Source organism: uncultured Shewanella sp., from assembly GCF_947491715.1.
GTDB lineage: Bacteria > Pseudomonadota > Gammaproteobacteria > Enterobacterales > Shewanellaceae > Shewanella.
The window spans coordinates 67825-83017 of record NZ_CANLKR010000006.1; the positions used below are offsets into that span (position 1 = coordinate 67825).

The window sequence follows — 15193 nt, forward strand, 5'->3', positions numbered from 1 at the left end:
TCGCCGTCAATTGACAGCGATTTTTTAATGAAGCCTTGTTGCTTAAATCACTTATACATCAAGGTTTGCCACATTGAGCGCATTACTTTCAATAAAGTCACGACGTGGTTCAACATGATCGCCCATCAAAGTCGTAAAGAGTTGATCAGCAGCAATAGCATCTTCAATGGTCACTTGTAACATGCGACGAGACTCAGGATCCATGGTCGTTTCCCAAAGTTGCTCAGGATTCATCTCACCCAATCCTTTATAACGTTGGATATACAAACCACGTTTAGATTCATTGATGAGCCAATCCAATGCTGCAGCAAAACTCTCAACATCTTTCATTCGCTCACCACGTTTCACATAGCCGCCTTCTTCCACTAAGCCATTAATGGCTTCACCCAACTTAGCAATACGTTGATAGTCATTGGAATGGAAAAAATCAAAACTAAAGGCGTAATGGGTATCAATACCGTGCTTACGGATCACAATATCAGGTAAATAAACCTGTCGCTCAGGATCAAAACTCACCTCACCAGTATAGAGAATGCCACCAGTCTCTTGTTCAATTAAATCAGCAACCAATACCTCTAACCAAGCTTTCATTTGTGCTTCATCGCTAAGCATGGCATCCGTGACTTCAGGGTGATATAACATCTGATCCAAAATATTGGTCGGATAGCGCTTCTCTAAACGTGCAATAATGCCTTCCACTTCACGATATTGATTAACCAAACGCTCTAATGGCTCACCCGAAAAGCCTGGTGCACCTTGTGAAGGATAAATAAAGGCGTTATCCAAAGCTTGAGTCGTTAAGTACTCAGTTAATGCCGGATCGTCTTTAAGATATTGCTCCTGTTTACCTTTTTTAACTTTATACAAAGGCGGCTGAGCGATATACACATAACCTCGCTCGATGAGTTCAGGCATTTGACGGAAGAAAAAGGTCAATAAAAGCGTACGAATGTGAGAACCATCGACGTCGGCATCGGTCATGATCACAATATTATGGTAACGCGTTTTATCCGGATCGTACTCATCACGGCCAATACCACAACCCAAGGCAGTAATGAGTGTCACCACTTCTTGAGAGGATAACATCTTATCAAAACGGGCTTTTTCAACGTTTAGGATTTTACCTTTTAGCGGCAAAATGGCCTGATTTTTACGGTTTCGTCCCTGCTTAGCACTACCGCCAGCAGAGTCCCCTTCCACAATATAAATTTCAGAAAGACCGGGATCTTTCTCTTGGCAATCTGCTAGTTTTCCAGGTAAACCACCTAAATCTAATGCGCCTTTACGACGTGTCATATCACGGGCTTTACGGGCCGCTTCACGTGCACGGGCTGCATCGATGATTTTACCGACAATCAACTTAGCTTCATTAGGATGCTCCATGAGGTAGTCACCTAATTGTTCACCCATGGTTTGCTCAACAGCACTTTTCACTTCGCTCGAGACTAATTTATCTTTGGTTTGTGAGCTAAATTTAGGATCCGGCACCTTAACTGAAATGACCGAGGTTAATCCTTCACGCGCATCATCTCCGGTAGCACTGGTCTTGCCTTTTTTGTTATAGCCTTCGCGTTCCATGTAACTGTTTAAGTTACGTGTTAATGCGCTTCTAAAACCCGCTAAGTGAGTACCGCCATCGCGCTGAGGAATGTTATTAGTAAAACAGAAAATATTTTCTTGGAAACCTTCATTCCATTGCATTGCCACTTCAACGGTAATGCCATCTTCACGTTCTTGAATAAAATGAAAGACTTCTTTGTTCACCGCTGTTTTATTAACATTTAAATAATCAACAAATGCACTAATGCCGCCTTCATAACGGAAAAATTCATCTCTGTCATCCCGCTCATCAACCAAGCGAATACCCACACCTGAATTCAAAAATGACAGCTCACGCACACGCTTTGCTAAAATATCATAATGAAACAAGGTATCACTAAAGGTTTCTTTACTTGGCCAAAAACGCAACTGTGTGCCGGTAGAAGTGGCATCACCAATAATTTTAATCGGTGCATCAGGCACACCCATGGTATAAAATTGCTCATGGACCTTACCTTCACGACGAATAGTCAGTTGCAATTTTTCCGATAATGCATTCACAACAGACACACCCACACCGTGCAAGCCACCAGAGACTTTATAAGAATTATCATCAAATTTACCACCGGCATGTAGCACCGTCATGATGACTTCGGCAGCAGAAACCCCTTCTTCCTCATGAACAGAAACAGGAATACCACGGCCATCATCACGTACCGAGACTGAGCCGTCGGCATGAATAGTAATAATCACATCCTGACAATGACCGGCTAATGCTTCATCGATAGAGTTATCGACAACTTCGAATACCATATGATGTAAACCTGTGCCATCATCTGTGTCACCAATATACATCCCAGGTCTCTTACGGACTGCATCAAGGCCTTTTAATACCTTGATACTCGAAGAATCGTAACTATTCTCTGACATATTATTCTCTCATCGGTTATTCAATTTGCGTTACGCAGCCCTGTTCCACATGAAACATTTTACTCACTGGCATACCTAACGAATCGACTATTGCAGCAGGTTCAATGGCCGTCACAAACACTTGTGCGCCAGTATCATTAAGCTGCTGTAGCAATAGCTTCCTATGCTGTGCATCTAACTCTGACGGTAAATCATCCACCAGATATATACTACTTTTGTTTATTTGCTGCTTGAGCAGCTTTCCCTGCGCAATACGTAATGCGCACACCAATAATTTTAATTGGCCTCGGGATAGGGCATCTTGAACGGGTACCGTTCCCACCCGTAATCTTAAATCCGCTTTATGAGGACCACTGATGGTATAACCTATCGATAAGTCCCTCAGGTACTGAGACTCAAGTAACTGCGCATACTCGGTTTTACTATCCCAGCCCCGTGTAAATGACACTTTGACTTCTATTCGCGGTAAGAACTCTTCGATTATACCTTTAAGTTGCTCATTTAACGAGTCTATATATTGGGTTCTTATTTGCGTCACTAATTGGGCATATTTCACCAATTCCTTATCCCAAATTTGAATACCGGAATAAGACGCTTCACTTTTAAGAAGTTGATTTCGCTGCTTTAAAATCCGCCTCACATTAACCCAAGCTTGATAGAAATGAGGATCGGTATGAAAAGCGCCCCAATCAATAAACTGCCGACGAGATTTGGGCCCTTCAAATAATAAAGAAAAACTCTCAGGCGTAATCACTTGTATAGGAAGAGTATCCGCCAAAACCGATAAACGTTTGACCTTGTCACCATTCATTTTAACCTGAATAGCGCCATTTCTAAGTCGACGTAAACCAATTTTATCTTTCTGTTGTGGGCCATTGAGCTCAGCAAAGAGTGTTAATTGATCTTCATTATGCTGAATGACTCTTTGAGACAAATGACTACGAAATGAGCGGCCCATCCCTAAAAAGTAAATCGCTTCTAAAAGACTGGTTTTCCCGCTGCCATTTTGGCCATAAATAAGATTGACCCCTTCTCCCAAAGACAACTGAGCAGAGGCGATATTACGGAAAGTATCAATGTGTAAACGTGTCAAACTCATGGTTCACTCACGCCACAACGGAAAATGGATAATCATGGTATTTTACCCATTTAACGAGTTGAGAGTTCGTCAATTGAGCGTTTATTCCCTCTCAATTGACGAATAAATATAGAAATAGGCAATGAAAAACCTAAAGCCTCATCGGCATAACAACATACATAGAGTCTTGTTGTACAGGATCGTCAATTAACGCACTGGAATTACCATCAATCAAGGTAATGCGAACATCATTCGATTGAAGGTTATTGACGACATCAAGCAAATAACTCACATTAAAGCCAATTTCTAACGCAGGATGTTCATATTCAACATCTAAGATTTCTTCCGCTTCTTCTTGTTCAGGATTATTAGCCGTAATTTTGATGAGATTATTTTCCAGTAACACACGCACGCCACGAAACTTCTCATTGGATAAAATAGATGCGCGTAACAAGGCCTGCTTTAATTGCTGACGACTCGCGATCACGATTTTATCACCACCTTTAGGCAGTACTCGACGATAATCAGGAAAACGTCCATCAACTAATTTACTGGTAAACACAGCACGAGATGTCGTTGCACGAATGGCATTATCGCCGATAGCAATACTGACATCGGCGTCATCACCATCGAAAATACGCAGCAGTTCAATGACCCCTTTTCGTGGAACGATTACTTGTTTTTCAGGTAATTGAACTTCGACTTGTCGATGGCTCATAGCCAATCTATGCCCATCGGTTGCAATGGCACGCAGCATATTATCTTCTGTTTCAAGCAATAAACCATTTAAGTAATATCGCACATCCTGATTCGCCATTGAAAACTGGGTAGCATCAATCAGGGATTTCATTGTGCCTTGCTTAAGGGTAAATTCAATCTCAGATTCAAAGGCTTCAACATTAGGATATTCACTGGCGGGTAAGGTCGCCAATGTAAAGCGGCTACGACCAGAACGAAGCAATAATCGATTCTCTTGCTGCTCAATATTCACTAACACTTGCTCGGGTAGTGATTTAACAATATCTAAGAATTTCTTTGCCGGAACGGTCGTTTGACCTTGTTCAATATCCCCTTCAAGGATCACTTGACCCACAAGTTCAACTTCTAAGTCTGTGCCCGTCAACTTTAATACGTCGCCACTGACAACAACAAGCAAGTTAGCTAAAATAGGCAGGTTGTGTCTTCTTTCTACTGCCCCACTCACTAGCTGTAATGGTTTTAATAGGGCATCCCTATCAATTGAAAATTTCATTCTCTTCAATTCCCTGTATTAAGAAGATAAGGTACGAATTAAATTAGCATAATCTTCTTTAATGTCGTGGCTCTCTTCTCTAAGCTGCGCAATTTTACGGCACGCATGTAAAACAGTAGTATGGTCACGTCCACCAAAAGCATCACCAATCTCAGGTAAACTATGATTAGTTAACTCTTTTGATAAAGCCATCGCCATTTGTCTTGGTCTAGCCACACTACGTGAACGACGTTTAGACAACATGTCAGCCATTTTAATTTTATAATACTCGGCAACGGTTTTTTGAATATTATCGATAGTGACCAATTTTTCTTGTAATGCCAGCAAATCACGCAAGGCTTCACGAACGAAATCAATGGTAATAGGTCGACCCGTAAAGTTCGCATTGGCGATTACACGATTAAGTGCCCCTTCCAATTCTCGCACATTTGAGCGTAAACGTTTCGCAATAAAAAAGGCCACTTCATCAGGTAAATTAAAGCCGCTCTCTTGCGCCTTACGCATTAAAATGGCGACACGAGTTTCTAATTCTGGCGGCTCAATAGCTACGGTCAATCCCCAACCAAAACGAGATTTCAGTCTATCTTCAACACCGTCAATTTCTTTTGGGTAACGATCGGATGTGAGGATAACTTGATGATTCCCCTCTAAGAGGGCATTAAAAGTGTGGAAAAACTCTTCTTGTGAACGATCCTTATTAGCAAAAAATTGAATATCATCGATAAATAAAGCATCAACACTACGGTAATAACGTTTGAACTCTTCAATGGCATTATTTTGCAGTGCTTTGACCATATCTTGGACAAACCGCTCTGAGTGCATATACACCACTTTTGCATCAGGCTTATTCTTAATAATGCCATTGCCGACAGCATGCAATAAATGGGTTTTACCTAAGCCCGTTCCACCATATAAAAACAATGGATTATAAGCACCTCCTGGATTTTCTGCGACTTGTAATGCTGCCGCTTTACCCAATTGATTAGACTTACCCTCAACGAAGTTACTGAATTGATACGTGGGATTAATATTACTTCGATGATTCGCATTCGTCGTAGGGTCAGAATGTGGCGTATTAAATGCAGGTTTGCTATTTGAACGAGAAGCCGCCACATTAGGCGCTTTAGACACTGTCTTAGCAGGAGCTTGAGGCTTAGCCGATGGGCGACTGCCAATATCAAAACGTAATTGAGGGGCATCATTACCCATTTGCTCAACAAAAAATTGAGAAATAATATTAATATATTTATCCCTAACCCAATCCAAGACAAAACGATTAGGGGCATAAATAACCAGCACGTTTGCCTCCATTTCGGCTTGCAATGGTCTAATCCACATACTAAATTGCTGAGCAGAAAGTTCGTCTTGTAATCTGCTTATACATTGCTGCCAAAGTGAAACCGCCACGTACTTATCCCCAAAAAGATCCTACAAAAGAGGGGGTATTCTATAATGAGAACCAAAGGATCGCTATCCTTATAATATATTTATCCCCAGATAGATCATTTTTCGTCGACGGACGCCGATCGATAATGGATCTAAAATGATCGTAATAACAAAAACTATAGACAGATACGAGCGATAAGGCGATTTTAACCCGTAAAAAAACCAACAAGAGTGCAATGTTCATATCGAGAATAGATCACTAGATATAGTGGTAACTCACAGAGTTATCCACATAGTATAGTGCTTACAATGCTCTTTCATCTCCTACTAATGAATGAAAACCTTTTCATTATTAATTTTATAAATTCATTATATATCAGTAAGTTATACCATCAGCACCCAAATAGCTTAAGCTGTTGAAAATTAAGCGTTTTGTTTTGTTTTATCATTTATCCCTATTTTTACATAGGTACAATTTAATCACTTGAGACGATTGCTTATTGACGCGCCACTCTAAAGTGATTACAATTCGGCCTCTTTTTTAGCCTTACTTCTAAAAAAATTTTAGCGGGTAAGTATTATTCACTAACACAAAGACGGATTGCCTCAATGAGTAAACGTACTTTTCAACCAAGCAACCTGAAGCGCAAGCGTTCTCACGGCTTCCGCGCTCGCATGGCGTCAGCAAACGGCCGTAAGGTATTGGCTCGCCGCCGTGCCAAGGGTCGTGCTCGCCTTTCTGCTTAATTTTAAGTAGGAATTCAGGTGACTAGTTACACCTTTACACGGGAGTTACGCTTGTTAACTCCCGCGCAATTCAAATCTGTATTTTCTAACCCCATCAAAGCCTCTTCTGCTGAAATAACATTACTTGCAAAGCCAAACGCAATAGCTCATCCTCGTATAGGCTTAACAGTGGCTAAACGTTATGTAAAAAGAGCGAATCAACGCAACAGAATTAAACGTGTCATTAGAGATAATTTTCGTTTGCATCAGCATGATTTACCACCCCTTGATATTGTGGTGCTAGTCAGAAATGGCGTACTGGAAATGGATAATGCAGAGCTCAAGAAACTGGTAGAAAAGTTATGGCGCAAACTCAGTCGCCGTTACAATGGCTAGCCACTAAGTTAATTCGTGGTTATCAAATTTTTATCAGTCCCATGCTGGGTCCTCAATGCAGATTTACGCCAACCTGCTCAACTTACGCCATAGAAGCAATTCAATTGCATGGATTGATAAAAGGCTGTTGGCTTGCTGCGCAACGTATATTAAGATGCCATCCATTACATCCGGGTGGCGATGACCCCGTTCCCTTAAAAAAACATAGGTGCAAAAAATAGGCTATGGAATCTCAACGCAATATATTGCTAATAGGTCTGCTATTTGTCAGCTTTTTGTTGTGGCAACAATGGCAAACTGACAAAGCTCCAAAAACGGTAGCAACTGAACAATCAGTAGCGACTTCAACGGTTACAGACTCTCATAGTACCGACGTGCCTACTGCCGATGCAGCATTACCCGCAGCAGTAACCGCCTCCAAAGAACTAATAACCGTTATCACAGACCAATTAGAAATAAAAATCAATCCAATTGGTGGTGATATCGTTTACTCGGCTCTGCTTTCACACAAGTTAGAAGAAGGCAAAAATGATCCTTTTGTACTACTCAATCAAAACAAAGACATCACTTATATCGCACAAAGTGGCTTAATTGGTCGAAACGGCATAGATAGCACCAAAGGCAGAGCACATTTTAGCACTAAAGCACAAAAATTTAACTTAGCTTCAGGGCAAGACACCTTAACAGTGCCATTAACCTATACCGCAGCCGATGGCGCTATCTACACGAAAGAATTCATTTTCCATCGTGGAAAATTCGATATTGATGTGGACTATAAAATAAACAACACAACATCAACACCACTACAAGTGCAAATGTACGGTCAAATCAAGCACAGCATTAAGAAAAGTGGCAGCAGCATGATGATGCCAACTTACCTTGGTGGCGCTTTCTCAACAGCCAATGTACGTTATGAAAAGTACAGCTTTGATAATATGGCAGATAAAAACCTAGATCAGTCTACCTTAGGCGGTTGGGTTGCTATGCTACAACATTACTTTGTATCGGCTTGGATACCACCAAAAGATGACAAGAATACATTATTTTCTAGCATCAGTGCAGGTGGTCTAGCCAACATAGGTTTCCGTGGCAATGTGCATACTATCGCCCCAGGCACAGAGCAAACTATTCATTCACAATTCTATGTGGGTCCTAAAGATCAAAAAGCTTTATCTGCAATTTCAGATACGCTTAATCTTGTGGTCGATTATGGCTTCTTATGGTGGTTAGCTGTTCCAATTAACAAACTATTGATGTTCTTCCAATCATTAGTGGGTAACTGGGGCCTAGCGATTATTTTAATTACGCTAACGGTACGTGGACTGCTTTACCCACTCACCAAAGCACAATATACCTCTATGGCTAAAATGCGTAATCTGCAGCCCAAAATCACCGAGCTCAAAGAGCGTTTCGGGGATGATAGGCAAAAGATGGGGCAAGCCATGATGGAATTGTACAAGAAAGAGAAGGTCAACCCCATGGGAGGTTGCTTACCTATCTTGCTACAAATGCCTATTTTTATTGCTCTTTATTGGGTATTGATGGAAAGTGTAGAATTACGTCATGCACCCTTTATGTTTTGGATCACTGACTTGTCAGTACAAGACCCCTATTATGTACTGCCGATTCTAATGGGTGTATCTATGTTCATTATGCAAAAGATGCAACCAATGGCACCAACAATGGATCCAATGCAAGCAAAAATAATGCGTTGGATGCCAGTCATGTTTACCGTATTCTTCTTATGGTTCCCAGCGGGTCTGGTACTATATTGGTTAGTCGGTAACATCGTCGCCATTACTCAACAAAAAATTATTTATGCCGGACTTGAGAAAAAAGGCCTGAAATAAACGACCATATGCGTCAAAATAAAAAGCGGTTTAATACTCAGTATTAAACCGCTTTTTCGATAAAAATGAACCAAAGGTGAAGTAATGACAACGGATACGATTGTGGCACAAGCCACGGCTCCTGGACGTGGCGGTGTGGGTATCGTTCGAGTCTCTGGCGATCTCGCCACGCAAGTCGCCATGGCCGTACTCGGACATTTGCCTAAACCCCGTTACGCTGATTATTGTGACTTTAAAAATGCTAAAGATGAAGTCATCGATCAAGGCATTGCATTATATTTTAAAGGCCCGAATTCTTTTACTGGCGAAGATGTCCTTGAATTACAAGGTCATGGTGGGCAAATTGTTCTCGATATGCTGATTAAACGGATCATGGAAACCGAAGGCGTACGCATCGCCAAACCTGGCGAATTTAGTGAGCAAGCCTTTCTCAATGACAAACTTGATTTAACCCAAGCCGAAGCCATTGCCGATCTTATTGATGCCACTAGCGAGCAAGCCGCTAAAAGCGCGCTACATTCACTTCAAGGGGAATTTTCTAATCAAGTTCATGAACTGGTCGAACAAACCACTAACCTTCGCTTATACGTCGAGGCAGCCATTGATTTCCCCGATGAAGAGGTCGACTTTCTCAGCGATGGTAAAATTGCCAATGCCTTATACAAGATTATCGATAAACTCAACACTGTGCAAAATAGTGCCCAACAAGGTGTCATCATTCGTGAAGGCATGAAAGTGGTCATAGCAGGCCGTCCCAATGCCGGAAAATCGAGCCTCCTTAATGCACTAGCAGGCAAAGAGTCTGCCATTGTCACCGAAATTGCCGGTACGACGCGAGATGTACTGAGAGAACATATTCATCTCGATGGGATGCCGCTACATATCATTGATACTGCGGGGCTACGTAACACAGACGACATAGTGGAAAAAATGGGCATAGAGCGCGCTTGGGATGAAATCGCAACAGCCGATAGAGTCTTATTCATGGTTGATGCCACGACCACAGATGCCGTCGACCCCCATGATATTTGGCCAGATTTTATTGAACGTTTACCGAAGAATTTAGGAATAAGTGTCATTCGTAACAAGGTCGATATCACACAAGAGAATCTTCAAACAACCGATAATGGCCAATCACCAGTCTTTGCTATTTCGGCAAAAACCGGACTAGGGATTCATGAACTAAAACAGCACCTAAAAGAATTAATGGGTTATCAAAGTAACTTAGAAGGCGGCTTTATTGCTCGCAGGCGCCATTTACAGGCACTTGAGCTTGCCAGTAGTCATTTATTATTGGGTAAAGAACAATTAGAAGTCTACCAAGCAGGAGAGCTATTAGCAGAAGAATTAAGAATGACGCAAATGGCTTTGTCAGAAATTACGGGGCAATTTACCTCTGATGATCTGTTAGGTAAAATCTTTAGCTCATTCTGTATCGGAAAGTAATCGCTATTTCAAACACAATAAGAGGATATATTCTATCCTCTTATTCCCTCATACAATCAAAATAAATTCAGCTCTAGCGTATAATTTTCACCTTGATTATTATCCCAATACGTCTGGCCATTGACCTCATAAAAAACAGCAAATTCAATTGTTGTATGAGTGCCACCTGAACGGTATTGTTGAGTAATATAATTATACCAACTGCCGATGTAATAACTTCTTAAGCGCCCTAAAGGCGCAAAATCAATCCCCCAGCGCTCATAGTCATTATTGTAAGATTGCTCAAAAATTAAGGTTCCATCTTGATAAGTATTCCAATTGTCATCCGTCCAGCGAACCCCCACCTTCTTATCAAACGCTAAATCCTTAACAAGAACATCAATCCATATTGCCTTATCTTGCCACAAACTTGGTATCATTCCAGTGTCGTACACCCATTGACCTGCAGCGTCAAACTTCACTTCATCATTTCCATTAGCCATTCCTATGCACATAAATCCAACTAATAACATTATGATTTTTTTCATTATCCCTTTCCTTTTAAATAAATGGTGTCTCATCAAATGCACATTAAAAATAGCAGAAATATCATCGATAAAAGTGACATTAACGAAAAATAAAAAATCACTATAATATCCTGCAAGCAAACCGCATAATACGGTTCAACTTAACGTTATGAACATTGCATTGGCGACTAAAAAACGTCCGTACGCCATAAAAAAAATTAAGCATACTAGGAGTTTCTATGCTGAAAAAGCTCACTTTTACACTCCCTGGCCAACTGGTCATTGCCGCTTTATTCGCCGCATTACTTGGTTATGCGGTGCCAATAGCTTGGCTAAACACTCATTCTGGAGTGCTCGAGTTTATTGGCCTAGGTAAGCTTATTTATATTGGTTTATTAAAAATGCTAGTGGGAATAGTTGTTTTGTTCTCTCTTTTGCAAGGTATTACTCATATAGGCTCCATTGTCAGTTTAAAGTCTCTTGGCAGTAAAACGGTAGCAATATACGCACTCACCACAATACTGGCCATTAGCTTAGGATTAAGTGCAGCTCTATTGATGCCAAGTTGGCCTGCATTAATGTTCACGCCCGATACCAGCAATGTTGAACTCATCTCCCAAGATGCGGCAACAGGCGGAAGCATCAGTACCAAACTACTCACAATGGCTCTGACGAATCCAGTTAATGCTCTCGCCAACGGTAATCTACTTGCAATAGTATTATTCGCCATCATGTTTGGTATCGCATTACTCGTGAGCCTTCCTGCAAAACATGTTGTTTTTCAGGTAATAGAAGCCATTAATACAGGTCTAACAAAGTTAATTTCAGCCATCATAAAATTAGCCCCCATTGCCGTCTTTAGCATAATTTTTGAATACACAAGCCAAGGCAATACTCAGCTATTTGGAGAACTTGCCAGCTTTGCCTTATTGGTCTTTATACTCACGCTAATTCATGGCGGCATTACCTTACCTTTATTGGCTAAAATCTTTACTGGTCGTAAGTTACTACCGATGTTCAAAGCCATTTCGACTCCCATGGCTATGGCATTTGCAACATCATCAAGTGCTGCAACACTCCCTTTATCCATGCGAGTAGCCGAAGAAGAGTTGGGCGTTTCTCAATCCACCAGTAGTATGGTATTGCCTCTAGGCTCCATTATGAATATGGACGGTACTGCTTTATTTGAAGGGGTTGCGGCTATTTTTCTGGCTCAGCTCTACGGAATAGATTTAGGCACATCTGGACTCGTTGTTATCTTTTTAATGGCAATGGTATCCTCTATTGGTGCGCCGGGTATGCCTTCTGGCTCAATGTCTGGTATGCAATTAGTCCTACTTGCAGCGGGCATTCCTCTAGAAGCCATTGCTATTTTACTCATTATTGAAAGACCACTCGATACCTTTAGAACAGCAGTTAATGTCGAAGGCGACCTAGTCGCTTCTGTGATTGTTGATAAATGGCAACAAATAAAAAGTTAATCACATTACCAAACAGGTGATCCCCCTTATATTAAGAGCATCACCTGTTTTCATCCTCTCATTTTTTACCACACCAGTTCATCACCAAAGAGAGTAAACACGATACCTTAAACTTACTTTATCTCAATAACGCGACTTGCTTTCTGATATTTAATTCGCCAACCGGACCAACGGGGTAATTCCCAACGTTTAGGCCCTTGTTTACGTGAGCCACTGACATAAGTCAGTGTCACCCATTTATTGTCTGGTCGATATTCCACTGCTAGCGTTAATTCAGGTAACATTAATGTTTGTGGATACAAACTATCAAACTCCACACGTTCCCAGTCTGGAATACCATGAAAAAATAAATCACTTTCATTAATAAGTTCAAGGTCGTCAACACTCTCAACACCCAACTCAATGAGCTTATGCTTTAAATAGCTTTTTACACATAATGGCTCTTGCACTGTAGAAAAGTTATCCACAGGTGATTTATGCTGAATTTTTTTTAACTGCAGCCAAATATTCCACGATGAAATATCCCGTTCGATCTTTATCGCTAAATCAGGAAAAAATGCCCCAGATAAAATCGATCCAATGATAGACTCAAGCAATTGCTCACCTTTCGCTTCCTCTATTCGGGATCCAATCTTTCTACCAGCATATTGCCTAACCAATAATATTTGATCCGGTTGATCTACGCTTAAGGCATCAGTGACACATTCGGTACCAACCTCAGCCTTAACTAAAATATCAAGTGAAATAGGAGCCATACAATTAGCAAAATTAATCGTTTGTTTCACACCTTTACCCACAACTGAAAATTGATCAAAAACAACCGCGGCAAGTGGACTCTCCTTCCCTTCATCTGAAATTAACTCAGCAATAAAACGACTCGATCTGCCAATTTGTATTTCACTGTAACCATTTCCCAAAGTTTGATAACGTTTCTCTCTTCGAACAAAGGCCAGTTCAGGCATAGCCTTAATCACATTGAGCAACCAGTTTTCCCTAGCACTCTCATCAATGGCAACTTTTTGATGAGATAAATTTAAAAGCACATAGATCTGACTAGCTAGCTGTTTTGCTTCACTTAACAACATCAGATCAACAGACACACAATCAGGAATTGGTTCCCTCATTACTTTTATCAATAACATTGCATCACAATTTAACGTTTCCCACTGCGCTAACGCTTGTCTATCTTGTATTGATGAAGGTAAAGTCACCAACTTTTGACCAACACTTAATGCAGCAACAAGATCGATCATTAACCCTTGATGGATCGCATTATCCATTGCACTGATCAAATGTGAAAATAGGGTATCGATAGGCAATGGAAAAAGCTTTCGTCCATGTAAGGTGATCATGCCATCAGGTTTAATCGCCCCCATTTTCACCAACTTTTCATTGGCCAACAATAATGTTTTTTCCGGTAACATGTCGATAAAATCTAATCTCGACAGCCTATATCCTACAGCAGCCGCCGCAAGCATAGGCTCAACAAGATCATTACGTAATAACTCAGGTTGGGAGTGGACATCTAATAAAGCATGTGCCCCCCATAAGCGAATACATATCCCCTCTTGTGTACGCCCCGCTCGCCCCTTACGTTGCTCACTACTTACATGAGATATTCGAGATAATGACAGAACGGTACGCCCATTTCTTTGCAATGTTCTTCGCTCAAGTCCAGAGTCGATGACAGCTGTAACGCCAGGAATAGTTAAGGAGGTTTCTGCAATATTAGTCGCAAAAATAACTCGGCGGTTAACATCCTGTGTAAGCGCTTTTTTTTGCCCATCATGATTAATACTGCCGTGTAAAATAACCCAGGAGAGACCTTTAGATAACAGCAATGTTCGACACTGCTGTTCACAGCGAGTAATCTCTCGTTTACCTGGCAAAAAAATAAGAATATCACCTTGTAAGTTTTTGATATTGATAACTTGGGTTATTGCTTGTTCCACTTTTTTTTCAATATCTGTCAATTCAGGTAATGCATCCGTTTTCAAGGATTGATGAAAAAGCTCAACATTAAATTGACGCCCACTTGTCTTTAATTGTTTTACGGGAAAAGAAGACTTTCCTTCCAAATAAGTCGCCAGATCTTTAGTCATAATAGTTGCAGATGTTAAAACAAGTTTATGACTTTCTTTCTGTTTTAATATGGCCAGTAAAAGATCCGTATCCCAACGCCGTTCATGAAATTCATCAAAGATAATAACATCAAAATCAGTGAGTCCATTATCATTCAACCATTTCAATGCGATCCCCGGTGTGACAAAAACCACTTGTGTCTCTGGTGTCATTGTTGAATCAAATCGAATGGCATAGCCCACGTCAATAGAAACATTAGACTCCAAGTCTTTTTGCCCAGCAGTCGAACTGACAAACTCAGATAAAGCCAAACAGGCCACTCTTCGCGGTTCAATAACGAGTACCCGCGCGTTTTTACCCGCTATCATCAATTGAGATGCCCAAAGAGGTAATCGAGTCGATTTACCAGACCCTGTTTCAGACTCAACCACCAAATGATGACTTCTCAGTAAATGCATAAATTCATGACGGAGGCTATCGATCGGTAAATGCAAAAAACATCCCCTTAAAAATGAACTAAT

General features: G+C 40.9%; 12 protein-coding genes. 6 read left to right on the forward strand and 6 right to left on the reverse strand.

All coding sequences use genetic code 11. The annotated features are described in order from the left end of the window. Window positions 1-51 precede the first annotated feature (51 nt). The 4 genes from gyrB to dnaA form a co-directional block, all read right to left on the reverse strand. Window positions 52-2469, reverse strand: coding sequence for a DNA topoisomerase (ATP-hydrolyzing) subunit B (gene gyrB, locus Q0779_RS07100; protein ID WP_298770996.1), 2418 nt, complete (start codon window positions 2467-2469; stop codon window positions 52-54). 16 nt (window positions 2470-2485) lie between these two features. Continuing rightward, on the reverse strand, window positions 2486-3568 hold the full coding sequence (gene recF / locus Q0779_RS07105) for a DNA replication/repair protein RecF (protein ID WP_298770998.1): 1083 nt from the start codon (window positions 3566-3568) through the stop codon (window positions 2486-2488). Between the two features lie 130 nt (window positions 3569-3698). After that, complete coding sequence (gene dnaN / locus Q0779_RS07110; protein ID WP_298771000.1) at window positions 3699-4799, reverse strand: DNA polymerase III subunit beta; 1101 nt, start codon at window positions 4797-4799, stop codon at window positions 3699-3701. 18 nt (window positions 4800-4817) lie between these two features. After that, the gene (dnaA, locus tag Q0779_RS07115) at window positions 4818-6206 is read right to left on the reverse strand and encodes a chromosomal replication initiator protein DnaA (RefSeq protein WP_298771003.1); all 1389 of its coding nucleotides are present in this window, start codon (window positions 6204-6206) and stop codon (window positions 4818-4820) included. Window positions 6207-6794: 588 nt separating this feature from the next. Between dnaA and rpmH the strand changes: the two genes are divergently transcribed. The 5 genes from rpmH (at window position 6795) to mnmE (ending at window position 10603) form a co-directional block, all read left to right on the forward strand. Further along, window positions 6795-6932 (forward strand): 50S ribosomal protein L34, encoded by a 138-nt coding sequence (rpmH, locus tag Q0779_RS07120; protein WP_298771006.1) that lies wholly within the window; start codon window positions 6795-6797, stop codon window positions 6930-6932. 18 nt (window positions 6933-6950) lie between these two features. Next, window positions 6951-7307, forward strand: coding sequence for a ribonuclease P protein component (gene rnpA / locus Q0779_RS07125; RefSeq protein ID WP_298771008.1), 357 nt, complete (start codon window positions 6951-6953; stop codon window positions 7305-7307). Then, entirely contained in the window at window positions 7274-7528 is a 255-nt protein-coding gene (gene yidD, locus Q0779_RS07130) for a membrane protein insertion efficiency factor YidD (protein ID WP_298771010.1), read from the forward strand. Before rnpA ends, yidD begins: the two co-directional genes overlap by 34 nt. Window positions 7529-7531: 3 nt before the next feature. After that, a complete protein-coding gene (gene yidC, locus Q0779_RS07135) occupies window positions 7532-9157 on the forward strand; it encodes a membrane protein insertase YidC (RefSeq protein WP_298771012.1) in 1626 nt (541 codons plus the stop codon). Window positions 9158-9241: 84 nt separating this feature from the next. Next, on the forward strand, window positions 9242-10603 hold the full coding sequence (mnmE, locus tag Q0779_RS07140) for a tRNA uridine-5-carboxymethylaminomethyl(34) synthesis GTPase MnmE (RefSeq protein WP_298771014.1): 1362 nt from the start codon (window positions 9242-9244) through the stop codon (window positions 10601-10603). Window positions 10604-10659: 56 nt separating this feature from the next. Here the strand turns inward: mnmE and Q0779_RS07145 are convergent, their stop codons facing one another. Then, window positions 10660-11130, reverse strand: coding sequence for a hypothetical protein (locus Q0779_RS07145; protein ID WP_298771016.1), 471 nt, complete (start codon window positions 11128-11130; stop codon window positions 10660-10662). Window positions 11131-11348: 218 nt separating this feature from the next. On the opposite strand from Q0779_RS07145, the gene Q0779_RS07150 reads away from it, so the two are divergent. Beyond that, window positions 11349-12590 carry a dicarboxylate/amino acid:cation symporter gene (locus Q0779_RS07150; RefSeq protein ID WP_298771018.1) on the forward strand — a complete coding sequence of 414 codons (1242 nt, stop codon included), beginning with the start codon at window positions 11349-11351 and terminating at the stop codon, window positions 12588-12590. Window positions 12591-12703: 113 nt separating this feature from the next. Here the strand turns inward: Q0779_RS07150 and Q0779_RS07155 are convergent, their stop codons facing one another. After that, window positions 12704-15166 carry a helicase-related protein gene (locus Q0779_RS07155; RefSeq protein ID WP_298771020.1) on the reverse strand — a complete coding sequence of 821 codons (2463 nt, stop codon included), beginning with the start codon at window positions 15164-15166 and terminating at the stop codon, window positions 12704-12706. Window positions 15167-15193: the final 27 nt, after the last annotated feature.